This is a genomic window from Streptomyces sp. CBMA291 (assembly GCF_014596525.1).
Taxonomy (GTDB): domain Bacteria; phylum Actinomycetota; class Actinomycetes; order Streptomycetales; family Streptomycetaceae; genus Streptomyces.
On record NZ_MSJP01000053.1, the window covers coordinates 138509 to 162226 of the forward strand.

29 protein-coding genes are annotated in these 23718 nt (G+C 72.3%); 17 read left to right on the top strand and 12 right to left on the bottom strand.

Features of this window, described 5'->3' with window-relative positions:
* Positions 1 to 45 precede the first annotated feature (45 nt).
* Together BU197_RS14415 and BU197_RS14420 are read right to left on the bottom strand one after the other, a co-directional pair.
* The gene (locus tag BU197_RS14415) at positions 46 to 927 is read right to left on the bottom strand and encodes a LysR family transcriptional regulator (protein ID WP_188268666.1); all 882 of its coding nucleotides are present in this window, start codon (positions 925 to 927) and stop codon (positions 46 to 48) included.
* A 14-nt stretch (positions 928 to 941) separates the two neighbouring features.
* Positions 942 to 1469: a tetratricopeptide repeat protein gene (locus tag BU197_RS14420; RefSeq protein ID WP_188268667.1), complete on the bottom strand. Its 528-nt coding sequence runs from the start codon at positions 1467 to 1469 to the stop codon at positions 942 to 944.
* Positions 1470 to 1751: 282 nt separating this feature from the next.
* Here BU197_RS14420 and BU197_RS14425 point away from each other — a divergent pair, with 282 nt between their 5' ends.
* Together BU197_RS14425 and BU197_RS14430 are read left to right on the top strand one after the other, a co-directional pair.
* Positions 1752 to 2126 carry a hypothetical protein gene (locus tag BU197_RS14425; RefSeq protein ID WP_188268668.1) on the top strand — a complete coding sequence of 125 codons (375 nt, stop codon included), beginning with the start codon at positions 1752 to 1754 and terminating at the stop codon, positions 2124 to 2126.
* Between the two features lie 164 nt (positions 2127 to 2290).
* Positions 2291 to 3037 (top strand): glutamine amidotransferase-related protein, encoded by a 747-nt coding sequence (locus BU197_RS14430; protein ID WP_188268669.1) that lies wholly within the window; start codon positions 2291 to 2293, stop codon positions 3035 to 3037.
* A 216-nt stretch (positions 3038 to 3253) separates the two neighbouring features.
* Here BU197_RS14430 and BU197_RS14435 read toward each other — a convergent pair whose 3' ends face one another.
* On the bottom strand, positions 3254 to 3916 hold the full coding sequence (locus tag BU197_RS14435) for a nucleoside/nucleotide kinase family protein (RefSeq protein WP_188268670.1): 663 nt from the start codon (positions 3914 to 3916) through the stop codon (positions 3254 to 3256).
* A gap of 66 nt (positions 3917 to 3982) precedes the next feature.
* Between BU197_RS14435 and BU197_RS14440 the strand changes: the two genes are divergently transcribed.
* The 6 genes from BU197_RS14440 (at position 3983) to BU197_RS14465 (ending at position 7521) form a co-directional block, all read left to right on the top strand.
* A complete protein-coding gene (locus tag BU197_RS14440) occupies positions 3983 to 4402 on the top strand; it encodes a VOC family protein (protein WP_188268671.1) in 420 nt (139 codons plus the stop codon).
* 115 nt (positions 4403 to 4517) lie between these two features.
* Entirely contained in the window at positions 4518 to 5303 is a 786-nt protein-coding gene (locus tag BU197_RS14445) for an SDR family NAD(P)-dependent oxidoreductase (RefSeq protein WP_188268672.1), read from the top strand.
* A gap of 76 nt (positions 5304 to 5379) precedes the next feature.
* Positions 5380 to 5814, top strand: coding sequence for a VOC family protein (locus tag BU197_RS14450; RefSeq protein ID WP_188268673.1), 435 nt, complete (start codon positions 5380 to 5382; stop codon positions 5812 to 5814).
* 29 nt (positions 5815 to 5843) lie between these two features.
* On the top strand, positions 5844 to 6242 hold the full coding sequence (locus BU197_RS14455; RefSeq protein WP_317452178.1) for an ASCH domain-containing protein: 399 nt from the start codon (positions 5844 to 5846) through the stop codon (positions 6240 to 6242).
* 47 nt (positions 6243 to 6289) lie between these two features.
* Positions 6290 to 6859, top strand: coding sequence for a hypothetical protein (locus BU197_RS14460; protein ID WP_188268674.1), 570 nt, complete (start codon positions 6290 to 6292; stop codon positions 6857 to 6859).
* 32 nt (positions 6860 to 6891) lie between these two features.
* Positions 6892 to 7521 (top strand): class I SAM-dependent methyltransferase, encoded by a 630-nt coding sequence (locus tag BU197_RS14465; protein ID WP_188268675.1) that lies wholly within the window; start codon positions 6892 to 6894, stop codon positions 7519 to 7521.
* 37 nt (positions 7522 to 7558) lie between these two features.
* Here BU197_RS14465 and BU197_RS14470 read toward each other — a convergent pair whose 3' ends face one another.
* Positions 7559 to 8296, bottom strand: a complete 738-nt coding sequence (locus BU197_RS14470; RefSeq protein WP_188268676.1) for a dienelactone hydrolase family protein — start codon at positions 8294 to 8296, stop codon at positions 7559 to 7561.
* Between the two features lie 333 nt (positions 8297 to 8629).
* On the opposite strand from BU197_RS14470, the gene BU197_RS31485 reads away from it, so the two are divergent.
* Positions 8630 to 8794, top strand: coding sequence for a DUF397 domain-containing protein (locus BU197_RS31485; RefSeq protein WP_188268677.1), 165 nt, complete (start codon positions 8630 to 8632; stop codon positions 8792 to 8794).
* Here the strand turns inward: BU197_RS31485 and BU197_RS14480 are convergent.
* Entirely contained in the window at positions 8791 to 9168 is a 378-nt protein-coding gene (locus BU197_RS14480; RefSeq protein WP_188268678.1) for a hypothetical protein, read from the bottom strand. The genes BU197_RS31485 and BU197_RS14480 overlap by 4 nt on opposite strands.
* A 272-nt stretch (positions 9169 to 9440) precedes the next feature.
* The gene (locus BU197_RS14485) at positions 9441 to 10130 is read right to left on the bottom strand and encodes a hypothetical protein (RefSeq protein WP_188268679.1); all 690 of its coding nucleotides are present in this window, start codon (positions 10128 to 10130) and stop codon (positions 9441 to 9443) included.
* Between the two features lie 96 nt (positions 10131 to 10226).
* On the opposite strand from BU197_RS14485, the gene BU197_RS14490 reads away from it, so the two are divergent.
* The 3 genes from BU197_RS14490 (at position 10227) to BU197_RS14500 (ending at position 11862) form a co-directional block, all read left to right on the top strand.
* Positions 10227 to 11066, top strand: coding sequence for a Scr1 family TA system antitoxin-like transcriptional regulator (locus tag BU197_RS14490; RefSeq protein WP_188268680.1), 840 nt, complete (start codon positions 10227 to 10229; stop codon positions 11064 to 11066).
* Positions 11063 to 11263 carry a DUF397 domain-containing protein gene (locus BU197_RS14495; protein WP_188268681.1) on the top strand — a complete coding sequence of 67 codons (201 nt, stop codon included), beginning with the start codon at positions 11063 to 11065 and terminating at the stop codon, positions 11261 to 11263. The genes BU197_RS14490 and BU197_RS14495 overlap by 4 nt, the downstream gene beginning before the upstream one ends.
* Before the next feature lie 209 nt (positions 11264 to 11472).
* Positions 11473 to 11862 carry a VOC family protein gene (locus BU197_RS14500; protein ID WP_188268682.1) on the top strand — a complete coding sequence of 130 codons (390 nt, stop codon included), beginning with the start codon at positions 11473 to 11475 and terminating at the stop codon, positions 11860 to 11862.
* Positions 11863 to 12057: 195 nt separating this feature from the next.
* Here the strand turns inward: BU197_RS14500 and BU197_RS14505 are convergent, their stop codons facing one another.
* The 5 genes from BU197_RS14505 to BU197_RS14525 form a co-directional block, all read right to left on the bottom strand.
* Positions 12058 to 13347, bottom strand: a complete 1290-nt coding sequence (locus BU197_RS14505) for a Cys-Gln thioester bond-forming surface protein (protein ID WP_188268683.1) — start codon at positions 13345 to 13347, stop codon at positions 12058 to 12060.
* Between the two features lie 430 nt (positions 13348 to 13777).
* Complete coding sequence (gene msrB, locus BU197_RS14510) at positions 13778 to 14185, bottom strand: peptide-methionine (R)-S-oxide reductase MsrB (RefSeq protein WP_188268684.1); 408 nt, start codon at positions 14183 to 14185, stop codon at positions 13778 to 13780.
* 22 nt (positions 14186 to 14207) lie between these two features.
* Positions 14208 to 15599, bottom strand: a complete 1392-nt coding sequence (gene murC, locus BU197_RS14515; protein ID WP_188268685.1) for a UDP-N-acetylmuramate--L-alanine ligase — start codon at positions 15597 to 15599, stop codon at positions 14208 to 14210.
* Positions 15600 to 16041: 442 nt separating this feature from the next.
* The gene (locus BU197_RS14520; protein WP_188268686.1) at positions 16042 to 16512 is read right to left on the bottom strand and encodes an indole-3-glycerol phosphate synthase; all 471 of its coding nucleotides are present in this window, start codon (positions 16510 to 16512) and stop codon (positions 16042 to 16044) included.
* A 104-nt stretch (positions 16513 to 16616) separates the two neighbouring features.
* Positions 16617 to 17399: a pyrimidine reductase family protein gene (locus BU197_RS14525; protein WP_188268687.1), complete on the bottom strand. Its 783-nt coding sequence runs from the start codon at positions 17397 to 17399 to the stop codon at positions 16617 to 16619.
* A 36-nt stretch (positions 17400 to 17435) separates the two neighbouring features.
* On the opposite strand from BU197_RS14525, the gene zapE reads away from it, so the two are divergent.
* From zapE to BU197_RS14550, 5 genes are all read left to right on the top strand, one after another.
* Positions 17436 to 18521 carry a cell division protein ZapE gene (zapE, locus tag BU197_RS14530; RefSeq protein ID WP_188268688.1) on the top strand — a complete coding sequence of 362 codons (1086 nt, stop codon included), beginning with the start codon at positions 17436 to 17438 and terminating at the stop codon, positions 18519 to 18521.
* Between the two features lie 34 nt (positions 18522 to 18555).
* Positions 18556 to 18981: an OsmC family protein gene (locus tag BU197_RS14535; protein WP_188268689.1), complete on the top strand. Its 426-nt coding sequence runs from the start codon at positions 18556 to 18558 to the stop codon at positions 18979 to 18981.
* 156 nt (positions 18982 to 19137) lie between these two features.
* Positions 19138 to 20541, top strand: a complete 1404-nt coding sequence (locus BU197_RS14540; RefSeq protein ID WP_188268690.1) for an alkaline phosphatase PhoX — start codon at positions 19138 to 19140, stop codon at positions 20539 to 20541.
* Between the two features lie 148 nt (positions 20542 to 20689).
* Positions 20690 to 21553, top strand: coding sequence for a PPK2 family polyphosphate kinase (locus BU197_RS14545; RefSeq protein WP_188268691.1), 864 nt, complete (start codon positions 20690 to 20692; stop codon positions 21551 to 21553).
* 113 nt (positions 21554 to 21666) lie between these two features.
* The gene (locus BU197_RS14550) at positions 21667 to 22608 is read left to right on the top strand and encodes a polysaccharide deacetylase family protein (protein ID WP_223184080.1); all 942 of its coding nucleotides are present in this window, start codon (positions 21667 to 21669) and stop codon (positions 22606 to 22608) included.
* Between the two features lie 36 nt (positions 22609 to 22644).
* On the opposite strand, the gene BU197_RS14555 is transcribed toward BU197_RS14550, so the two are convergent.
* Positions 22645 to 23295 (bottom strand): ABC transporter, encoded by a 651-nt coding sequence (locus BU197_RS14555; RefSeq protein ID WP_188268692.1) that lies wholly within the window; start codon positions 23293 to 23295, stop codon positions 22645 to 22647.
* Positions 23296 to 23718 lie beyond the last annotated feature (423 nt).

Genomic DNA, 23718 nt, shown 5'->3' on the forward strand with positions numbered 1-23718 from the left:
GGACCGTCGGGTGAACTCGCCCGCCCGGCCGGTCCCGCCTCGGTCTCAGCCGGTGAGACGGGCGGCGAACGCGGCGAGCGGACCCGGCGGCTCCGGCCGTCCGGAGCCCAGGAGGAGCAGTTCGGTGCGGTGGACGAGCCGGGGCGCGGTCAGCGGGACGGCGGTGGCGCCGGGGACCGGACCGGTCAGCGGCAGGGGCAGCAGCACGAGGCCGTGTCCGGCGGCGGCGAGGGCGGCGAGGGCCCGGGTGTCGGTGCCCTCGTAGCGCAGGGCGGTGCGGAAGCCGTGTCCCGCGGGGCCGCCGTGCATCTCCCGCAGCCGGTCGAGGGGGATGCCCGCGGCGGGCGCGTCGAGCCAGCGGGCGTCGACGAGGTCGTCGAGGCGGAGCCCGGGGCGTCCGGCGAGCGGGTGGTGGGCGGGCAGGACGACGGCCAGCGGTTCCTCGGCGACGCCGGTCGCGGTGAGCGGGGCGACGTCGGGGAGCCTCAGCGGGTCGCTGGGGGCGGCGACGCCGTCGACGAGCCCGGCGTCCGCCGCGCCGGTGGCGACGGCGGCGACGACCCGTTCCCTGGGCCGGGCGGTGAGGGTGACGCCGTCGGCGGGGAGGGCGGCGAGGGCACGGGGGTGGAGGGCGAGCGGGGAGGCGGCGACGCGCAGGGTGGCGCGGGGCGCGGCGGCGAACCGTCCGAGTGCCGCGCGGGCCGCGTCGATCCGGAGCAGCAGCGGCCCGGCGTGTTCGAGGAGGCGTTCCCCTGCGGGGGTGGGGGCGACGGGCCGCCGGGTGAGCAGCGGCAGCGCGAGGTCGGTCTCCAGGGCGGCGATGTGCTGGGAGACGGCGGACTGGGTGTAGCCGAGGGCGCGGGCGGCTTCGGAGAAGGAGCCGAGGCGGGTGACGGTGACGAAGGTGCGCAGGAGGTGCGGGTCCATGAGGGGGCGGGGGGTCAGGCGCCGTCGGGGGCGGTGAGGAGGGCGCGGGCGTAGTGGGCGAGGGAGCGGTGGTAGCGGGGCAGGAGGGGGGCGAGGGCGCCGAGGGCGAGGGAGACGGCTTCGCGGTCGCGCCCGGTGTCGGCGAGGGCGAGGGCGAGGAAGGCGTCGACGGCTCCGGCGAGGGCGGTCTCCTCGGCGTCGAGCCGGTCGGCGGGGAGGCCGCGTTCGGCGGTGAGGAGTTCGACGGAGAGTTCGGGCCGGCCGAGGTTGCGCAGGCTGCTGGCGAGCTGGATGACGGCCCGGCGCCTGCGGAGCCCGGTGAGTCCCTGGTCGAGGGCGCGCCGGTAGAACCGGACGGCTTCCTCGGGCTGCCCGGTGGAGTCGTGGGCGGAGCCTCGCTCGAAGAGGGCGACGGGGTCGTCGGCGGACCGCTCGTCGGCGAGGGCGTCGATCCGGTCGCGGAAGTCGCCGGGCGCGCGGGCGTCGAGCGTCTCCCAGAGCGCGGCGAGCCGCTGCTCCCAGTCGTTCGGTTCCTGTGGCATGGGGTTCCTGGGGTTTCTGGGGGCGGGGTGGCCGCTGGGCCGGTGACGGCGGTGTCGCCGACCGGCCGAAGCGGAGGTTCCGGACCGGCACGGTTCGGCCCGGACGGCGGGCTACGGTTCCGGTCAGGACGGGGGTGAGTCCGGTCAGGACGGGGGTGAATCCGACCCGGACGGACCGCGAGTCCGGCCCGGGTGGGTCACGGGTCCCCGGCCCGGATCAGGGGTTCCGGAGCGGGTCAGGCCGTCGGGCACGATGGTGATCCTTTACGGGACGACCCTTAGGTGAGCAGTATGCACATCCGGTACCCCCAGCCCCTTTCCGACCCGGCGGAGACCGGGCGCGGCAAGGGACTGCTCGTGCTCGCGATCGTCGAGACCACGCTGACGACGCTGCTGTCACTGGGCTGGATGGCACTGGCCCTGGCGATGTCCATGGAGGCGTACGACCGTGAGCCGGGCGATCCGGGGCGGCCGTCCGGACAGGGCGGGCTGGCTCTGCTCGCGCTCGGGGTGCTCGTCTCGGTCGGAGTGACCTGGCTGCTCAGGACCGTACGGAGGCCGGGCGTGCGGCCGGGCGTCTCCGGGGCCGTGGCCCTGCGGCTGCTCGCCGTGCTGACCCTTACGGGGTTCCTCCTGGCCGATCTGCTCGACGGCTAGGGAGACCCGGCCGGGGAGGGACCACGGGCCACCCCGCAGGGCCGGACCTCGGGACCACGAGGCCCCGAGCCCCGAGCCCCAGGGACCCCCACATCAGCGTTCCTGATGCACGATGCAGGAATCATCGTTGGACGTGAACGAGGGGTCCGCCAAGGATGGAACCCATGAACGACAGCGCGAACCCCTCCCCCGCCCGTACCCCCAGAATCGCCCTGATCGGCGACCGTTCCCCGCATGTCCGCTCCCATGTGCGGGTGCCCGTTCTCCTCGATGCCCTCGCCGAGCGGGACGGGCTCGTGCTCGACGCGTACTGGATTCCGACCGGCGACGCGGCGGAGCCGGGCACGGTGCGCGGTTTCGACGCGGTGTGGCTGCTGCCGGGGAGCCCGTACGCGAGCGAGACGGGCGTCCTGACGGCGGTCCGGACAGCCCGCGAGCACGGCATCCCGTTCCTCGGCACCTGTGGCGGCTTCCAGCACGCGCTCCTTGAGTACGCCCGGAACGTCTGCGGTCTGACGGGCGCGGCGCACGCCGAGAACGACCCTTCGGCCGCCGACGACGATCTGCTGATCGCCCCGCTCGCCTGTTCCCTCGTGGGCCATGAGGGGCTGGTCCGGGTCGCTCCCGGCTCCCTCGCGGAGCGGGCTCTCGGCGCGGAGCGCGGCACCGAGCGCTACCACTGCGACTACGGGCCCGTGAGCAGCCGACTGGACGTCCTGCGGGCCCACGGGATGCGGTTCACGGGCGAGGACGAGGAGGGCGGGGTGCGGATCGCGGAACTCCCCGGCCATCCCTTCTTCCTTGCCACCCTGTTCCAGCCGGAACTGGCGGGCGACGGCAGCGACCCGCACCCGATGATCCGGGCACTCGCGGCGGCGGCGACGGAACACGCGGAGGAGTCCCGGGGATAACGGGGACCGGGCGCAGCGGGGAGCGCGGGGCCCAGGGCCCGGCCGCTTCGAGGAGCCGGACACCGCGCACACCCGGCAAGCTCCGAAAGCGACCGCCCCGGCTCCCGGCTCCCGGCTCCCGGCTCCCGGCTCCCGGCTCCCGGCTCCCGGCTCCCGGCTCCCGGCGACTGTCTCCCGGCGACTGTCTCCCGGTGGCTGTCTCCCGGTGGCTGTCTCCTAGCCCATCGGGATCACCCGGTGGGCGCGGCCCCTCCCCCGGGCGATCAGCCGGGTGTTGGCTTCGTCGGAGTCGTGGACCCAGCGCTCGGCGTGGGCGTGGTCCTTGCCGAAGCGGATGTGCCGGGCGACGAGCCGGGGGACGCGGACGCGGGCGTCCAGGTCCAGATACCAGGCTTCGTCGAGGAGGGGCAGGATCCGCGCCCAGGGGCCCTCGTCGTGGAGGAGGTAGTTGCCCTCCGTCACGACCAGCGGGATCCCGGGAGGTACGGGGACCGACCCGGCGATCGGTTCTTCGAGGGAGCGGTCGAAGGCGGGGGCGTAGACCGTGACGCCGGGTTCGGGGGTGCGCAGGCGGGTGAGGAGGGCCGCGTACCCGGCGGCGTCGAAGGTGTCGGGGGCGCCTTTCCGGCCGGCCCTGCCGAGGCGTTCCAGTTCGGCTCCGGCGAGGTGGAAGCCGTCCATGGGGACGAGGACGGCGAGCCCGTCGAGCCGGTCGACGAGCCGTTCGGCGAGGGTGGACTTCCCGGAGCCGGGCGCTCCGGCGATCCCGAGCAGCCGCCGCCGGACGGGTCCCGGTCCGGTGCCGGGCCCCCCGGGGGCCGGAACTCCCGCGAGCCCTCGCCCCGCCTCGACGAGGGCTTCGAACAACCGCGCTTCCATGTCCGTATTCTCGCACCGGCAGGGCCGGTTGACGCGGGTAGATTCCCGCGTACTACGTTGACCTCCATGTCGTCCATCGCACTCGTCACCCTCGTCGTCCGTGACTACGACGAGGCCGTCGCCTTCTACACCGACGCCCTCGGATTCGAGCTCGTCGAGGACACCGACCGGGGCGGTGGCAGGCGCTGGGTCGTCGTCCGCCCGCCCCACGCGGCGGGGGTCGGCGGCATCGGGAACGCGGGGCTCCTCCTCGCCCGTGCCAAGAACGAGGCCGAGGAGGCGGCGGTCGGCAACCAGGCGGGCGGCCGGGTCGGCTTCTTCCTGCACACCGAGGACTTCACGCGCGACCACGCCCGGATGACGGCGGCGGGCGTGACGTTCCTGGAGGAGCCGCGCCATGAACCGTACGGTTCCGTCGCCGTCTTCGAGGACCTGTACGGCAACCGCTGGGATCTGCTCCAGCCCGCCGACGACGATCCGGTGTGACGCCGCCCGGTCCGCCGCCGGGCGGCACCCGGTGCCCGGCGGACCCTGTGTCAGGATGCGGCTGCCGAGCCCCGTCCCGGGGCCGGTGCCGTACGACACCAGGAGCGCGGACCAGATGAGCAGCACCCCGGGCGGATACCTCTCCGGCCTCTTCTCCCTCGAAGGGCGCACCGCACTCGTCACGGGCGGCAGCTCCGGCATCGGCCGCGCGATCGCGGGGGCGCTGGCCCGTGCCGGGGCCGCCGTGGTGGTTCTGGCCCGCAAGGAGGCGGAGCTGACCGCGACCGTCGACGAGCTGACCGCCGACGGCTGCCGTGCCGCGTGGGTGAGCGCCGACCTGAGCACCCGTACGGGAATCAAGGCGGGCGCGGAGGCGGCGGCGGCGGTCTTCGGGGAGCCCGACATCCTCGTCAACTCGGCCGGGATCAATCTGCGCCCGCCCTTCGGCGAGTTGGGCGAGGACGTCTGGGACGCCACGATGACGGTGAACCTGGAGGCGCCGTTCCTGCTGGGGCAGCGGTTCGGGCCCGGGATGGCCGAGCGGGGCTTCGGCCGGATCATCCACGTCACCTCGCAGCAGGCGCACCGGGCGTTCGTGCAGAGCGGGGCGTACGGGGTGTCGAAGGGCGCGCTTGAATCGCTGGCCCGTTCGCAGGCGGAGGCCTGGTCGCCGTACGGGGTCACGGCCAACACGCTGGTGCCCGGTTTCGTGATGACCCCGCTCAACCAGCGGCTCTCCGCCGACCCGGAGAAGGTCGCCGCGCTGGCCGCCCGGACGATGACCGGGCGCAACGGTCTGGCGGAGGACTTCGCGGGCGCGGCGGTCTTCCTGGCCGGCCGCTCGTCGGCGTACGTCACGGGCCAAGCCCTCTTCGTGGACGGCGGCTTCTCGGTGCACTGAGGCGCGGGCCGGGTGGGGGCTCGCCCTGGTGGAAAAGAGGATGATCGGGCGGGCCCCTTCTTGTTACGGTGCCGGGATGGCAACCATCAGGAAGTTCCAGGTGACCTTCGACTGCGCGGAGCCGGAGCGGCTCGCCCGTTTCTGGTGCGAGGTGCTGGGGTATGTCGTGCCTCCGCCGCCGGAGGGGTTCGCCGACTGGGACGCGTATGCGCGGTCGCAGCCGCCGGAGGAGCGGGACTCGTGGTTCGCCATCGTCGACCCCAGCGGGGAGGGCTCCCGACTGCTCTTCATGCGGGTCCCCGAGGGCAAGGTGGTCAAGAACCGGGTCCACCTCGACGTACGGGCGGGGACCGGGCTCGTGGGCGCGGAGCGGCTCGCCACCCTCGAAGCCGAGTGCGAGCGGCTCAAGGCCCTCGGGGCGACGTTCGTGCATCTGCTGGCCGCCGACGAGACCAACGAGTCCTGCATCACCATGCAGGACATCGAGGGCAACGAATTCTGTCTCGACTGAGGCAGCTGTACGGAGCGAGGTGACGGGTCGTGTGGCCACGGGTCGACGGTATGCGGGCGCTGGAGCTGGGGTTTCCCGGTGCCATGCGGAACGAGCTGAACTCCTTGGTCCTGGCGGGCGCGAAGACCGCCACGACCTGTCTGCTCGACGAGTACGCGGAGGAGGCCGAGGGCCTGGAGTACGTCGGCGAGCGGCAGGCCCTCCTGGACGACGAGGGCCGGGCCGTCGCCACCCTGCTGTACACGGGCGTGGAGGTGAAGCCCTTCGGCGAGGTCACCTGGGAGCACGCCGAGGCCGAAGGCGAGGGCGACGCGTCCCTCGAAGCCTGGCGTGAGGTCCATCTCCGCTTCTGGGAGCGGGCGGGCACCCCGGTCGACGACCGGACCCTGCTCGTCTGCCTCTCCTTCCGGGTCGTGGACGAGGACTGAGCTTCGGCGGGCGGGCGTTGTCGGTGCCGGTTGCTAGCGTGAGCGACATGACGAATCCGGAAGCGCTGGTTCTGACCGCCGGCGAGCGGGCCCGGGAGGTGCCCGTCGGCCGCGTGGTGTTCACGATGGACTGGACGGGCGAGGAGGAGCCGGGCGACCTTGCGGAGTTCGTGGCCGGGCGGCTGCGGGCCTTCGGGACGGAGCCGACCGGCGTCGACACCGACGGGGTCCGGCGCGCGGCCGAGAGCGATCCGACGCCGGCCCGGGGCGACCTGCCCGTCCGGCAGCTCGACCACCTCGCCGAGGTCCTCGCGGGGCTCGGCCACACGCTCGCGGTGTGGGAGACGGGCACGGACGCGTACGAGATCCTGGTCCTGCCGACCGGCGAGGACGAACTGCCCGACCCGGGCGGGCTGAGCCACGAGGGCTTTCCGATACGTCCCTGGGGCGCGGCCTCGGCGGGAAACCTGATCGGCCTGGACTGCCCGCACTGCTCGACGCCGCAGATATGGGACCCGCCGCCGGGCGAGACCCTGGCGGACGAGCGCTGCGACTGCGGGACCGTCCTGTTCGACTCCACCGGGCAGCCGCTGCCGCACGTGACCGTGCACGGCTGAGCCCGATGGCCGTCCGCGTACCCGAGGAGCCCATGCGACACCAGGACGAGACCAGGACCGCCTACGACGGGGTCGTCGAGCTGTACGCGTCGCTGTTCGCCGACCGGCTGGAGACCCGCCCGTTCGCCCGGTCCATGATCGACACCTTCGCCGAGCTGGTACGGGAGACGGGCAACTCCCTGACGGCCGACGTGGGGTGCGGGCCCGGCCATCTGACGGCGTTGCTGCGCGAGCGGGGGCTCGACGCCTTCGGGCTCGACCTCTCCCCCGCGATGGTCGCCCATGCCCGGCGGGCCCATCCGGAGCTGCGGTTCGACGAGGCGCGGATGGAGGACCTGCCGGTCGAGGACGGCGCGCTCGGCGGTGTCCTGGCCCACTACTCGATGATCCACACCCCGCCGGCCGACCTGCCCGCGCTCCTCGCCGAGCAGGTCCGCGTCCTCGCGCCCGGGGGCCTGATCCTGGTCTCGTTCTTCGGCACCGAGAAGGAACCGGAACCGGTCCGCTTCGACCACAAGGTGGCCCCCGCCTACTGCTGGCCCGTCGACCACCTCACCACCCTCCTCACCGAAGCGGGCCTCACCCCCTTCGCCCGCCTCCTCCACGATCCGGCTTCCGAACGGGGGTACCTGGACGCGCATGTGATGGCTCGGCGGGGGTGAGAAGGGGGTGGGCGAAGGGGGTCTCCGAGCCGGAGCCTCAGCCGTTGCCCAGGGTGCGGCCCAGAAGGGGGAGCAGGCTTTCCCAGTGGCGCTTCAGCCCGGAGGCGCTGAAGGCGTCGGTGTCGGACATGGTGAAGCCGTGGAGGGTGCCGGGGTAGATCTCGGAGGTGTAGCCGACACCAGAGGCGTCCAGAGCCCGGTTGAGTTCGCCGAGGGTCTCGGGCGTCAAGTCGCTTTCGGCGTGGCCGAAGTGGACCTCCGCGGTGAGCTTCGAGAGGCTGTCGGGCCCGTCGACTCCCACGGGGGCGTGGAACGCGGCGAGGGCGGCCACCTGGCCGGGGTGAGCCACTGCGGTGCGCGTCGCCAGGAGGCCGCCGAAGCAGTAGCCGGTCACCGCGACCGGACCGGCGGCGACCTCGGGCTGCGCGGTGAGGAACCCGAGATAGGCGTCGGCGTCGCGGAGGACCAGGTCGGTGTTGTTGTGCGCTTCGATCAAGGGCATGAGCTGGGCGATGGCCGCGGGCCGCTCCTCCTCTCCCAGGTACTCGGGAAGCTCGATCACCGGAGCCGGGCCATGCCGGTAGAAGATGTTGGGGACGAGCACGTAGTACCCGTGCCCGGCCAGCTCCAAGGCCATCTCCCGCAGCACGGGCCGGATGCCGAGGGCGTCCGGGTACATCAGCACCCCGGGGTGCGGCCCGTCGCGGTCGGGAAAGGCGGCGAACGCATCGGCCTGGCCGTCCGGAGTGGGGATCTGCAACGTGTTGATGGGCACGGGTCCTCCAGTCGTTGTTGACGCATCGAGTCTCTGACCGACACGACGGAGGCGGCGCCCGAGCGGCGGCGCAGGCTCCGCGATCGCACAGCGGGCCCGCACAGGCCCGCGCGGTGCTCAGCAGTGCACCAGGGCGCCAATCCGCGTGCGGCGCCATGCCATCCCGGCGGTCATTCCCACAAGATAGCTGCGGCACCGACCGCCCGGTGCGTCAACATGACTACAAACGCGAGCAGTTCGAAAGGTCCCCCCTCGAACCACTCGCCACCATGGAGATCCTCCGAGACGCCGACACCCAGCCCCCTGGCGCCTCCCTGTTCCGAAAGGCACGCCGTGACCGAACTTTCCCCGCGCTGGTTCACGTCTTCCCACAGTGGCCAGGGCGGCCAGTGCGTCGAAGTCGCCGCGAACCTCGCAGCCACCCGGGGCATCATCGCGCGCAGCTCCGGAGGCGCGTCCATGGCGAGTGCCCACCGGGAGCCTGACGGCAGAACCTAACGGTGGGCGGAAACAGGTCCTGCCGGATCGCCCGCCCTCGCCTCGCGGCGCGGCCTGGTCGCCTCCCAGGAGTGGGCCGCCGGGTGCCGTGCGAAGAGGAGGCACGCCTCGGCCGGAGTGTGCGTCTCGCATTCCGGTAGTGCCTCGAACCAGTGGCTCGTGTCGGTCCAGCGGAACCAGACGGCGGACGGCGTTCCCTTTGCCGTATCCCACATGTACCGGCCGTGCGCCGCGTCCCCGTGCTCCGTTCCCAGCTCGCATCGAGCGTGCTCGACCACGAAGTCGGGAAGCACGGCGGCTTCGTCGGCGCCCTGGAAACGGAGCCGTGTTTCGAGGTGGGGGAAGCGGCGCAGGGCCGTGCACTGCTGCGACATGAGGGGTCCTTTGTCGAACGAGGGGAGTCCCGCCCGCACACCATGGAGACGTACGCGCGGAGGTGATGCGGCCCGGAACGGGCGCTCGTGGTGCCGGTGACGGCCAGGCGAGAACGCCCCGCCTGCTGCCGAGCCGGCGCTTCCGCCCGGCTCTTCCCAGGTGGTTCCGTGCCTGCGTGACCTGCTGTGGGGTATCGCTCCGGTCCTGCCCGACGACCTGATCTCCCCAGCCCGGCAGCAGTTCCGGCAGCGCTTGCCGGAGCTGGACCCGGTCACCGTGCTGCCGCGGGCACTCGGCCGGCCATCCTCAGGGATATCGGCCCCGGCTCGTCGGTCCACTCGACGCGCGAACCGACGGTGTAGAACCACACCGCCAAGGCGTAGTCGCAGTCCGTGTCCCGGAACCTCGCGAGAAAGGTCGACCCGCCTCGAAGCCGTTCCCGGGCCTCCTGCTGAGTGCCGGAGTCGGTGACCCACCTCCGTATCTCGGTGGGGCAGTCGGAGTCGGACCCCCGCGTCCGGCGCAGTACGGGACCGGGTGCCCCCGAGCCCTCCGGGTCTACGTCGAGCCGGTCCGCGATCCGCAGGGCCTCACGCCGGAGCCACCGCAACGCCTGTTCCGGGGAAGGGCTCTTGAAGAGTCCGAGCCGGAACAGGGCCCCCGCACCCGTGCCGTAGACAGGCCCGTCGGCGAACACCTCGGCCACGAATCCGACGGGGTGGGGGCTTCCGCCGGGCACGGGGGTCGTGAGGACCCGGATACTGGCCCACTCTTCGGCGGTCGGTAGCCGGACCTCGGCGACCGGGACGAACCACGCGCGGCTTCCGCCGGGACGCCGCAGCATCAGCGTGTCACCCGTTCGGCTGAATACCCGCCCGATGCGGGGGCCTTCCCGCTCGTCCACGACGAAGGACCCGAGGCCGTACGCCTCTTGGGGAAACGGGTCGCGACGGTCACGCATGGGGGGGCTCCTCTCCGTAGCGCTTCCGCTACCAGGGGTCGTCAGCGTGCCCTAGAGTCGAGACCCCTTCAACTGGCCAGATCAGGAGGAAGAGTTGTGACCAACCGCAAGGAGCTGGACGCCACGGCCAGCCCACGGGCCGCGTACGGAGTTTTCTTACGCAGGCTGCGCGACCAACGAGGATGGACCCAGGACGATCTCGCCGATCGATCGACATATTCCAGCCAGCATATTTCTGCTGTCGAAACTGCCCGCAAGTCGCCTACTCTTCGATTCTCGGTGCAGATGGATGAGATCTTCGAGACGAAGGGAACCGCGGACTCCCTGGAACGCGAATGGCAGAAGACGCGCCCGGGGCCGCTCCTGGAAGGATTTCCCGAGTACGTCGCCATCGAAGGGAAAGCGGTAGAGATCCGCTTGTTCGAGATCGGCATCATCCCGGGGCTGTTGCAGACACCCGAGTACGCCCGCTGCCTGGCAGACGGCGACGTACACCGTGGCTCTATCTCGACAGAGGGGGCTGACCGGCGGATGCGTTACCTCACGGAGCGGCAGGCAGCCCTAGCCCACCCGACCCCTCCGATGCTCCTGATAGTCCTGGACGAGAGCTGCATCCGCCGTCAGGTCGGCGGGCTCCACGTCATGGCCGATCAACTCGACCGGCTTTTGAGCGTTGCCGAGCGAGCCAACTCCGTGGTGCAGATCGCCCCTTACGGAATCGGCGAGCATCGCGCCTTCGACATGCCGATCAACTTGCTGACCTTGCCAGACATGTCCGTACTGGCGTACGCGGAGTCGCAACTCCGAGGGCACATGGACCGCAACAGCAAGTCGGTACTCAGGCTGCTCATGACCTACCATCAGCTGCAAGCCGCCGCCCTACCGCATGCGGCGTCGGTAGCCATGATCCGCGAGGCACGAAAGGCTTACCCGTGAACGACCCGCAGTGGTTCAAATCCTCCTACAGCAGCAACGGCGGCAACTGCGTGGAGGTCGCCCACAACCTGGTACCCGCGCTCGGAGTCGTTCCCCTCCGCGACTCGAAGGCCCCGAGCGGCCCCGCCCTGGCCGTGCCCGCACTCGCCTTCGTCGCGTTCATCGAAGGCGTCAAGGGCGGGCAGCTCGGCGCCTGAGAGGGAACCTGAAGGTCAAACGGCCCCTACCTGCACCCTGAAGGGGGATCAGGGAGGGGCTTCGCCATACCGCCCCGCACCCCCTGGCCGAGAATCGCCCTTCGCTCCCCAGGTTCGACAACTCCCCCGATTACTCTGGGAACCGGCATCGCGTGCCGGTCACCGTCCGGGTGAGGCATGGAGGTGCCGGAGATGCCCTGGAGGCACTCTTGGCAGTCGAGTTGAACCACACCATCGTCAGCGCCCTGGACAACCGGGAATCCGCCGAGTTCTTCGCCGGACTGTTGGGACTCGAAATCACCGGCGAGTGGGGTCCGTTCGTCGCCATTCAGTTGAGCAACGGGGTCACGCTGGACTTCGCCACCGCGCCCGCGGACAAGATCACCACGCAGCACTACGCCTTCCTCGTCTCCGAGGAGGAGTTCGACGGGGCGTACGCACAGATCAAGGAGCGCGGCATCGAGCACTACGCCGATCCGCACCGGCAGCACCCCAACGCGATCAACCACAACGACGGTGGCCGGGGCATCTACTTCATGGACCCGGCGGGTCACGCCATGGAACTGATCACCGTTCCTTACGGCGGCTGGCCCGCCTAACGCTCCAGCCGTACTTCGTGATCCGGTGGCGAGCCTGTGCCGATTGCGGCCGTGGCGGGTTCGTCCCTGGTGACCTCGGCGTCCGAGGGCCAGAGGCCGGCGCCAATGCTCCACCGCCCCGACCGGCCGAGGTCCCGCACACGCGGCGGGCCCGCCGCTTCGCGCAGTGCGAAGCGGCGGGCCTCCAGAGCCGGGTCAGTGTCGGGCGGAGCGCCGACGGCGGACGGTGAACAGGATGCCACCGCCGACCACCGCGAGCGCGGCGGCGATACCCGCGATCACACCCGTACCGCTGCTGCCGGTCTTGGCGAGCCAGTCACCGGGTGCGGGCGAGGCGGATGCGCTCGGGTCGGCGGACGGAGCCGCCGTACCGCTGGTGGTGGTGCTCGCGCTGGGGGCGGGGGCGGGCGAGGTGGACGCGCTCGGGTCGGCGGACGGAGTCGCCGTACCGGCCGTGGTGACGCTCACGCTGGGGGCGGGTGCGGGCATGGTCGGCCCGCTCGGCTCGGCGGACGGGGTCGCCGTACCCGTGGCGCCACCCTCCTCGACGCCGTTCCACCGGGCGACGGCCTCGGCACTCGTCGTGGCCGTGCCCGGCGCGACGAGGATGATCGACTGGGCGTGGGCCGCCGCAGTGGGCGTGCCTCCGGGCGTGGTGGGGACCGAGACGATGTGACCGTTGACCGCCGAACCCGCTGCCGTCGCCGTGATCGTCGCGGTTCCGGACCCCTTCGTGCCTCGGAGATCGAGGTAGAGGGCCTGGCCGTCGACGATGGAGTTCGGGTCGAGAACGGCCCCGTCCGCATCGGTCAACGTGGCCGCAGGGTCGACGGAGACCTTCACTGGGGGTCGGTTGGTCGTCACGACGAACGGCCCGACGATCGTTCCGGCCTCTTGCGGGGCGCTCGGCGCGGAGAGGGAGACCGTGGTCGCGGCTTCCGCCGGCGCCATCCCGTTGCTCGCGTTCGCACCGTTGACGAGGTGGTAGTAGGCGGTCTTCGAATCGTCGGTCTCCCACGCCCAGGGCGCGTCGAAGTCGAGGTCGGTGTACCGCCAGATCGCGTACTGGGTCGCCTCGATCGCATCGGCGCGCGCGATCCCAGGGACTCCCGCCGCGGTGCCGAACTCTTCGAGGCTCAGGGCGGGGTAGCTGTGCGCGAGTACCCAGAGGACCTTGCTCTGGACCGCCGGATCGTTGAAACGGTTGGCTCCGAGATAGCTCCCGAGACCGCCCACCGTGCCCTCGATGCCGGTCTTCGCGGACACGTCGTGCTCGATGCAGTACGCCCAGAGGTCCGGCGTACCCGGCTCGCCGGGGTTCGCCGGTGCGGGGGCGTAGATGGGGAAGAGTCCCGTGCCGCCGTAGCCCTGCTGGCGACCGATGTACACCGCGCTGCCGTCCTGCGCGGACGCGGCATCGTCGGCGAACGCCGCAGCCGCCCCGGGGGCGAGGAGCAGAGCGAGGGAGAGGAAGCCCGTCGTCACCGCACGAGCGCCCCGTCTCGATCGTCTTGATGCCCAGCTTGTCGCTATCATGCCCAGTCCTTTCAGCATGCGAAGAGCCACCTCGGCAGGTCACCGGTACCGCGCCCGTCAGCGCTCGCCGGTCGGGGCCGCGGCCTCTGACACGTGGTAGTCGCGGGGCGTCAGACCGCCCTCACCGGGCCGTACTTGGATGGTTCGCCAACGGGTCACACGCATGTCAGGCGTCGCGGCAGAGCAAGCGTCGACGGGCATGGCACTGATATGCGAAGGGCTCACGCCATTGACTTCATTTAACACTGTATCAAATTATGCCCCCTTTTAGCGCTTTGGGTTACGTGTCGCATTTGCCGAGTTTCGTTCCCGAAGGGAACACAAAAAGGCCGGGAGAAGACGTCCGTCTCCTCCCGGCCCTCCCCCGGTTCCGGGGGTCTCAGCCCTCCCTCGGCTCCAGCCGAAGCGAGATCGAGTTGATGCAGTACCGCTGATCCGTCGGGGTCGGATAGCCCTCGCCCTCGAAGACGTGGCCCAGGTGCGAGCCGCAGCGGGCGCAGCGGACCTCGGTGCGGACCATGCCGTGGGAGGTGTCGGCGATCAGCTCGACCGCCTCGCTGTCCTTCGGGTCGAAGAACGACGGCCAGCCGCAGTGCGACTCGAACTTCTCCGTCGAGGTGAACAGCTCCGCCCCGCACGCCCGGCAGGAGTAGACGCCCTCGGTCCTGGTGTCCGTGTACTCACCCCGGAAGGCGGGCTCGGTACCGGCCAGCCGGAGCACCTGGTACTCCGAGGGGCTCAGCTGCGCCTGCCATTCCTCGTCCGACTTCTCGACCTCGTACGCCATGGTTTCGCTCCTCAGCGGCTGATCAGCTCGACAGGCGGGCGAGGATCAGCGGACCGAGATCCGTGACGTCTCCCGCGCCCATGGTCAGAACGAGATCACCGGGGCCCGCCATTCCCGCGATCACGTCCGCGACGGCGCCCTTGTCGTGGACCGGCGTCACCTCGGCGCCCGCCGCGCGGGCGGCGTCGACGATCAGCTCGCTGGTGATGCCGGGGATCGGGTCCTCGCGCGCCGGGTAGATGTCGAGGACGACGGACGCGTCGGCGAGGGTCAGCGCCTCGCCCATCTCCTTGCCGAGTTCCTGCGTACGGGAGAACAGGTGCGGCTGGAAGACGACGAGGAGCCGGGAGGCACCGGCGGCGCCGCGCATCGCCTCCAGGTCGGCGGTCATCTCGGTGGGGTGGTGCGCGTACGAGTCGATCACCTGGACGCCCCGGGCCTCGCCCTTGAGCTGGAGCCGGCGGCCGACGCCCGTGTAGGCGGTCAGGGCCTGGGCCAGCTCCGCCGGGTCGATGCCGACGCGGGCACCGGCGGCGAGGGCCGCGGCGGCGTTGTGCGCGTAGTGACGGCCGGGGACCGAGACGGTGAAGGTGTGCTCGGCGCCGTCGAGGGAGACCGTCACCTCGCTCTTCATCCCGTTCGGGACGATCTTCAGGATGCGGGCGTCGGCGGCGTCGTCCTCGCCGACCGTGACGATCTCCAGGCCCTCGCGGTCCGCGACCCGGCGGGCCAGCTCGCGGGCGCCCGCGTGCTCGCCGACGACCAGGGTGCCGCCGGGACGGATCTTCGCGGTGAAGGCCTCGAAGGACTCGTAGATCTCGTCCATGGAGGCGTAGTTCGCGTGGTGGTCCAGCTCGACGTTGAGGACGATCGCGACCTCGGGGTCGTACTTCTGGAAGCTGCGGTCGCTCTCGTCGGCCTCGGCCACGAAGACCTCGCCCTCGCCGTGCAGCGCGTTGGTGCCGGGGCCCGCGAGGTCGCCGCCGATGGCGTACGAGGGGTCGAGACCGAGCGCGGTGAGGGCGACGGCCAGCATGGAGGTGGTCGTCGTCTTGCCGTGCGTACCGGCGACGGCGAGTGCGCGCACCCCGTCCATCAGGGAGGCGAGCGCGTCGGAGCGGTGGACCACGGGGATGCCGAGGGCGGCGGCGCGGGCCAGCTCGGGGTTGTCGGCGCGGATGGCGCTGGAGACGACGACGGCGGTGGCGTCGTCGGCGAGGTGCTCGGCGGCGTGGCCGATGTGCACGGTGACGCCCTGCGCGCGCAGGGACTCGACGGTCGCCGACTCCTTGGCGTCGCTGCCGGCGACCTTGGCACCGCGCTGGGCCAGGATCTTCGCGATGCCCGACATCCCAGCACCGCCGATCCCGATGAAGTGCGGCCGTTCCATGGCGGCGGGAATGGCGGATGCCATGCGGATCTCTCCCCGGGGTGCGACGTGCGTGGAAGCCCCCAGCGTAGTGGCTGCGGCCGGGTGCCCCGGCGGACGCCACGGGGCGGACGGGGTACGGCCCCGGGACCGCGCCCCGCGAGCGCCGGATGCCGGAGCGCGGATCGCCGGTATCCCGCGAGATGCCCGAGCCCGGATCACCGGAGCCCGCGAGCCTCCGGCCCGCCGGGGGCCGCCGGTCCCGGACCGCACGCCGTCGGTGGCTGCGCGCCGTCGGTGGCAGACGCCCTCCGTGGCCGACGCCGTCCGGTGGCCGACGCCGTCCGTGGCTTCGGGCGGCCGGTCGCCGCACGCCGTCCCCGGGGCCGCACGCCGTCGGTCGCCGGGCGCGGTGGTCGGTTGCCGGGCGCGGTGGTCGGCCGTCGGACGCGGTCGCCCGCTGGGTGCCGTCAGCCGCCGCAGGCCGTCACTCGCTGTGGGCGAAGAGCTTCAGGACCGGGACTCCGACCTTGTGGCGGGCCCGGGAGGCCCAGTCGCGGTGGAAGAACTCCTCCACGTAGTGCGGGGCGGTCAGGACGATCACCTCGTCCGCCTCCGACTCCTCGACCACGGCCTTCATCTTGGCGAGGGGGTGGTCCTCGACCACCTGGCCGACCGCCTCGCAGCCCGCGTCCCGCAGCGCCTGGAGCGAGTGCTCAAGGGCCTGCTCGGCGGGGATCCTGGCCGCCTTGCCCTCCGGTTCGTCGCCCTCGCGGGCGGCTTCCCTCAGTTCGCCCATGGCGACGTCGTCGATGGCGCGCAGCAGTACATCGGCCTGGTCACCTCGCGGCTGCATGAGAACGATGAAGGACACGCCCTCGTTCCCGTGCAGCGTGGTGACGAACTCCACGTCGACGGCGGTCAGGGGCTTCTCGATCATCAGAACGCTTGTGAACACCTCAGGAGCCCTTCTGCGGAAACCATCCTTCCCCGTGCCCGCACGGGGTCCGGGCAGGAGTGTGCCCGGCCGACAGGAAGCGGAACGGCAAATTCCGCTGATTGTCAGATCCGAAGGTAGCGGGTGAAGAGGAAGCCGTCCCGCTCCAGCACGGAAGCCACCCGGAAATGTGTCGGGACCGACACCGAGGGTCCGCCCGCGATCCGCTGGGCCCCGCCAGCCGTCATCGTCGGCGAGAGCGTCAGGCACAGCTCGTCGAGGACGTCCGCCGCCACGAACTGGCCGAGCAGCCGGGGCCCGCCCTCGGTCAGCTGGCGCCGCAGCCCGCGCTCCGCGAGCACCGTCACCACCCTGGCCGGGTCCACTCCGGCGCCGTCGCCCGCCACCAGCACCTCGACGCCCGCGTCCCGCGCGGCCCTGACCCGCTCCGGGGGTGCGGCGGCTCCGGTGAGCAGCAGGGTCGGCACCAGCGGGGAGGTGAAGAGGGGCAGCGAGAAGTCGAGCGCGAGGGAGGCGCTGACGACGGCGATCACGGGGGCCGGGTCCTGTCCGGCGGCGGCCCTGCGCTCGGCGAAGGCCTCGCGGGCGCGGGCGGGCCGGTATCCCTCCAGGCGTACCGTTTCCGCACCGACGACGATCACGTCGGCGAGACCGCGCAGGGTGCCGAAGATCCGCATGTCCGTCTCGGAGGAGAGCGGCTGGGAGCGCCCGTCGTGCTGCCCCGCCCCGTCGAGCGAGGAGACCATGTTGGCCCGCAGCCAGGCCTTCCCGCCGGCCGGGGGATCCGGGTAGGCGTAGGCGTCGGCCAGCTCGTCGAGGGTCCATTCCCCGTCGCCCGCCGAGGCCTCCCGAGCTGTCATGTCCGTCACAGGGAGCAGTCGTCGCATCCTCGCAGTCTGACATGGCGCTTACAGTGGGGAACTGTGTCGACCCGTACCCTCCCCGAAGCCGCTTCGCCCGCCGCGGCCCCGCTCGCGCTCTGCTCGCGCGAGCCCCATGTGCCCGCCGACCGTCTGGTCGCGGAGATGGTCCCGCCGCCCCGGTTCGACTCCGTACGGTTCGACACGTACATACCGGACCCGAACCAGCCCAGCCAGTCCGAGGCGGTCACGGTCCTGGCCTCCTTCGCCGAGGGTCTCGGCGGGGCGCACGCCTCCGGCGCGGGCAAGCGCCGCTGGTTCGCCCGCAAGCCCGCCGCGCCGACGGGTCCGCGCGGGATCTACCTCGACGGCGGGTACGGCGTCGGCAAGACCCACCTGCTGGCCTCGCTCTGGCACGCGACTCCGGCGGCGCCCGAGCTGAAGGCCTTCGGCACCTTCGTGGAGCTGACGAACCTGGTCGGCGCGCTCGGCTTCCAGCAGACGGTGAAGACCCTCGGCGAGCACCGGCTGCTCTGCATCGACGAGTTCGAGCTGGACGACCCGGGCGACACCGTCCTCGTCTCCAGTCTGCTCGGCAAGCTGGTCGAGTCGGGCGTGGCGCTCGCCGCCACCTCCAACACGCTCCCCGGCAAGCTCGGCGAGGGCCGTTTCGCCGCCGCCGACTTCCTCCGCGAGATCCAGGGGCTCTCCGCTCATTTCCGGCCACTGCGGATCGACGGCGAGGACTACCGCCACCGGGGGCTGCCCGAGGCTCCCGCCCCGTACTCCGACCTGGTGGTCACGGAGACCGCGTACGCGACGCCGGGCGCCTCCCTCGACGACTTCCCGCACCTGCTCGAACACCTCGCCCGGGTGCATCCGAGCCGGTACGGCGCGCTCACCGACGACCTCACCGCCGTCTGTCTCACCGATGTCCAGCCGGTTCCCGACCAGTCGACGGCGCTGCGGCTCGTGGTGCTCGCGGACCGGCTCTACGACCGTGAGATACCCGTGCTCGCCTCCGGACTTCCCTTCGACCGTCTGTTCAGTGACGAGATGCTGAACGGCGGATACCGCAAGAAGTACTTCCGGGCGATCTCCCGTCTGACCGCGCTCGCCCGCGACGCCAAGGGACTCGTGCCGCAGTAGGTTGGAGGCCGTACCCCCGTCGAAAGGGATTCACATGGCCACCGTGCGTCACGCCCACACCGTCTGGCAGGGCGATCTCCTCAAGGGTTCCGGTGTCGTCAGCCTCGACTCGTCCGGGCTCGGCTCGTACGACGTCTCCTGGCCGGCCCGCTCCGAGGAGCCGAACGGCAAGACCAGCCCGGAGGAGCTGATCGCCGCCGCGCACTCCGCCTGCTTCTCGATGGCCTTCTCCAACGGTCTGGCCAAGGCGGGGCACACCCCGACCCGGCTGGAGACCAAGGCGGACGTCACCTTCCAGCCCGGTCAGGGCATCACCGGCATCCATCTGACCGTGCGCGGCGAGGTCCCCGGTCTGGACGCCGACGCCTACCAGTCGCTCGCCGAGGACGCCAAGAAGAACTGCCCGGTCAGCCAGGCGCTCGCGGGCACCACCATCACCCTCACGGCCGAGCTGGCCTGACGCCCTCCCGGGGCCTTCCGGCGAGCACTTCCGCCCGGTCCTCCTCCACTTGAGGCGACGCGGACCCGCATGGTTCACGGGCCACCCCCGTGCGTGGTACACACATGCGGGTCACGCGTCACACCCACCTGTCCGCCAACAGGAAGTGGTTGCCTCATGTCCGCGACCCGACGTCAGATCCTCTCCCGGGCCGGTGCCTCCGCCGCCGGGATCGCCTTCACCGGCGCCCTCTCCGAACTCTTCACGGGCAGCGCGAGCGCGGCGTCCGGCGCCCGGCCGCTCCCCCCGGAAGCAGGCGCGGGGCCGGTCTCCCCGGCCGGTTACGGTCCGCTCGTCCCCGATCCCGACGGGCTGCTCGACCTCCCCGCCGGTTTCCGCTACCGGGTCCTCTCCCGCGAGGGCGACCCGCTCCGCTCCGGCGAAGGGCCCGTCCCGAGCAACCCCGACGGCATGGGCGCCTTCGCCGGGCGGCGCGGCCGGGTGCTCCTGGTCCGCAACCACGAGAACCGGGTCACCGGCAAGGTCCCCGTCCCCACCGTCCCCGGTCTGACCTACGACCCGGCGGGCAAGGGCGGCTGTACGGTCCTGGAACTCGACGGCCGCGGCGAGGTCCTCGGCGAGCGGGTCGCCATCGCCGGGACCGCGGTCAACTGCGCGGGCGGCCCCACCCCCTGGGGCACCTGGCTGACCTGCGAGGAGACCGAGGACAGGGCCGGGACCAACGGCTATGCCAAGGACCACGGCTATGTCTTCGAGGTCGACGGCGCCGAGCCGCGCCGCACCGGGGCCGTCCCGCTCACCGCGATGGGCCGCTTCCAGCACGAGGCGGTCGCGATCGACCCGGCGAGCGGCATCGTCTACGAGACGGAGGACGCCTTCGAGCACCCCTTCGGCCTCTTCTACCGCTTCCTGCCCCGCCGTCCGCTCGGCGGCACGGGCTCGCTGCGCGCGGGCGGCACCCTGGAGGCCATGCGGGTGCCCGGGGTGCCCGACCTGTCGGTCGTCCAGGAGACCGGGACCCGTTTCGAGGGCGTGGAGTGGGTCCCCGTACCCGATCCGTCGGCCGCCGTGACCCCCGTACGGCTTCAGGACTTCGGCCCCCGGGGCATCACCCACGCCCAGAAGCTGGAGGGGTGCTACTGGGGCGGGCGGGCCGTCTACTTCGTCTCCTCCTTCGCGCGCCTCAAGGACGGCTCGGGCGCCGCCCACTTCGGGCAGGTCTGGAAGTACGAGCCGCAGCGGCGCCGGCTCACCCTCGTCGTCGTCTTCGGCCCGAGCACCGACGTGCGGCTGCCCGGCGAGTCCCCGGACAACATCTGTCTGGCACCGACCGGGGGACTGATGGTCTGCGAGGACGGCGAGGGGGCGCAGCACGTCTTCGGGGTGAGCGAGCGGGGCGAGGTGTACGCGGTCGCCCGGGGCGCGCAGGACATCGGCTCGCCGGGGGCGCCGGAGTGGGGCGAGTTCGCGGGCGTCACGTTCTCGCCGGACCGGTCGACGATGTACGTCAACTGCTACACGCCGGGGACGACGTTCGCGGTGACGGGCCCCTGGCGCTGAGCCCTCCGGTCCCCCGCCCGGCCGTCCGCGAGCGCGCGGACGGCCGGTTTCCGTCGCAGGATCGACATATACCGACAGATCACTGACAGATACCGATAGGCATCGGCAGAAATCGGCAGGGAGCGGCGGCGCGGCGAAAGGGGCCGAGGTGGCGAGGACGAGCGGGGACGGGGGGACGTCGCTGCGGGAGCTGCTGCGGCTGCCCGAGGGCGAGCGGGTCGACCTCACGGCGTACGACGCGGGTGCGACCCCGGGCGGTCCCGCCGACAAGAAGGCGGGGCTGGCCGCCACCGCGGCCCTCGGGCCCCGGCTCGCGAAGCTCCAGGAGCGCCTGTACGCGGCCTCCGCCGCCGGTGACCAGCGGCGGATCCTGCTGGTCCTCCAGGGCATGGACACCAGCGGCAAGGGCGGCACGGTCAAGCACGTCATCGGGCTCTTCAACCCCTCGGGCTGCCGCATCCGGGCGTTCAAGGCGCCGACCCGGGAGGAGCTGAACCATCCGTTCCTCTGGCGGATCATGCGGGCGCTGCCCGAGCCGGGCGAGATCGGCATCTTCGACCGCTCGCACTACGAGGACGTGCTCATCGCCCGGGTCCGGGAGCTGGTCCCGCGCCCGCAGCTCAACCGCCGTTACGGGCACATCAACCGTTTCGAGAAGTCCCTGGCCGACGAGGGCGTGACGCTGGTCAAGGTCTTCCTCCACCTCTCGTACGAGGAACAGCGCAAGCGGCTCCTCGAACGTCTGGACGATCCCGAGAAGCACTGGAAGTTCAACCCCGGCGACATCGAGGAGCGGGCGCTGTGGCCCGCCTACCGGGAGGCGTACGAGATCGCCCTGGAGCGCTGTACGACCCCGGGCGCCCCCTGGTACCTGGTCCCGGCGGACCGCAAGTGGTACCGCAACTGGGCGATCAGCGAGCTGTTGCTCGCCTGTCTGGAGGAGCTGGACCCCCGGTACCCGCCGGGCGACTTCGACGTGGCGCAGTGCCGGGCACGGCTGCTCGCCACCTGATGGCCGAGGGTCCGTCAGCTCGGCGCGTGGACTCGGGCGTTCCGGCTGCCCTGTTGCACGGACTCGCCACTTTGATCGGTTAACTTCCGCTCGTGAACATTTCTGCGCGGAATTTGACGGTGCTTGGTCTTCTGGGTGCTGTTCTTCTCGGCTGCGTCGGCTGTGACGGCAACGGCGGAGGCGGCGGCGAGCATCCGGCACCGGCGAAGGCGCGGACCGGCGCCGTCGAGAGCGCGTCACCGTCCGGAGCGGCCCGCACGGGCGCGGTGGGCTCGACGGCCGGAGTGGGCGCGGTGGGTTCCACGGCGTCGGCGACCTCCACGGCCGCGCCCCGGCCCGCGCCCGACCGGACCACCCCGCCCACCCTCGCCCCCGGACCCGGCGGTCTCGTCCCCGTCTACACCCACCGGGCCAAGAGCACCGACAAGGTCGTCGCCCTCACCTTCGACGCCGACATGACCGCCGACCAGGGCCCCCGGGCCGCCGGAGGCGAGCACTTCGACAATCCGCAGCTCATCGCCACCCTGCGCCGGCTCAAGGTGGACGCGACCATCTTCATGACGGGCCGCTGGGCGGAGGAGTACCCCGACCAGGCGAAGTCCATCGGCGGCGACCCGCGCTTCGAGATCGCCAACCACTCCTACAGCCACTACGCCTTCTCGTCCCCCTGCTACGGCCTCCCGACCGTCGCCGAGACCGACATGGCCGCCGACGTCCAGCGCGCCTTCGACGCCTTCCGGGACGTCGGAGCCGTCAACGTCGTCCCCTACTTCCGCTTCCCCGGCGGCTGCTACGACGACACCGCCCGGCGCGCCCTCGCCCCCACCGGCGTCACCGCCGTCCAGTGGGACGTGGTCGGCGGCGACGCCTTCGCCAAGGACCCCGACGCCGTCGCCGATCAGGTCCTCGCCGGGGTGAGGCCCGGCTCCCTCGTCGTCCTGCACTGCACCCGCAGCGCCGCACCCGCCACCGAGACCGCGCTCCACCGGATCGTCCCCGAGCTGCGGGCGCGCGGCTACCGCTTCGTCAAGGTCTCGGAGCTGATGAGCCGCTGACCCGGCCCGCCCCGGACGTGCGGTGGCGGGCGGGGCTCACTCCAGGCGCGCGGTGGCCGCGCGGGCGAGGAGGGCCGCACCCGCCGCCAGCAGCAGCGCGCCCCCGCCCGCGAGCCACGGCGGGTCGGCCGTCGCCGTCCGCGCTCCGGTGACGAGCGCCGCCACCGCGTGCTTCGCCGGGGAACCGGTCGTCACCAGGGCCAGCAGCGAACCGAACACGAGCGCCACCGCCGACCAGCCCGGCGCGGACAGGAAGGGACGCGAGGCCAGCGCACCGACGGCGGCGCCGGTGGCCGCGCAGGCGAGCACCGCGAGAAGCCCGGCGACGGTGGCGGCGGCCGCCCCGACCCCGCGCCGGTCGCCGGTCACGGTCACCAGGAGCACGGCGCAGACCCCCACGAGGAGGGGCCAGAGCGCCCCGGTGAGCAGCGCCGCGAGATGCGCCCTGCCCCGGCCGACGGCGGCGACGACCACGCTCCGGGCGGCGGGCGGCTCCTGGGAGAGGCAGATCCGTACGGACCAGGCGGTCACCGGCAGGAGCACGGCGGCGGCGAACCCGAGCGCGCCGAGGACCGGTTCGCCGAGGGTGATGCCGACGCCGAGGAGAGCGGCGTACGCCAGGAAGGGGGCCAGCCAGCGCTGCGAGCGCAGCAGCAGCCCCGAGTGGTACCGCACCAGCGCGGTCATGCCCGTACCGCCTCCGTCGGATCGGCGGGCCCGGCCTCGGTGACCGTCCCTTCGGGTTCCTCCGCCTCCTCAAGGCGGCGGATGTGCCAGGAGGCCGCGAGGAGGGCCCCGAGAAGCGCGTCGGAGTGGGACGCGTCCACGGTGAGGACCGTGGCGGCGCCGCACCCCGGGGCGGTGACCGGGTCCCCCGGCAGGGCCCCGGGGAGGGGGTGGGGGCCGGGGGCGGCCGTGATCCGCACGCGGAGACGGGGCGGAGACCCGGGGGTCGGGGGGTGCGGGGGGTCCGCGGGGTCCGCAGGGTCCGCCGGACGCCGCGCCTCCGAGGGGGTCAGGGGATCCCGTAGGTGCTCGCCGGGCGCCGAGGGGGTCAGGGGATCCCGTACGGGCTCGCCGGACGCCGGGCGGGACAGGGGACCCCGTACG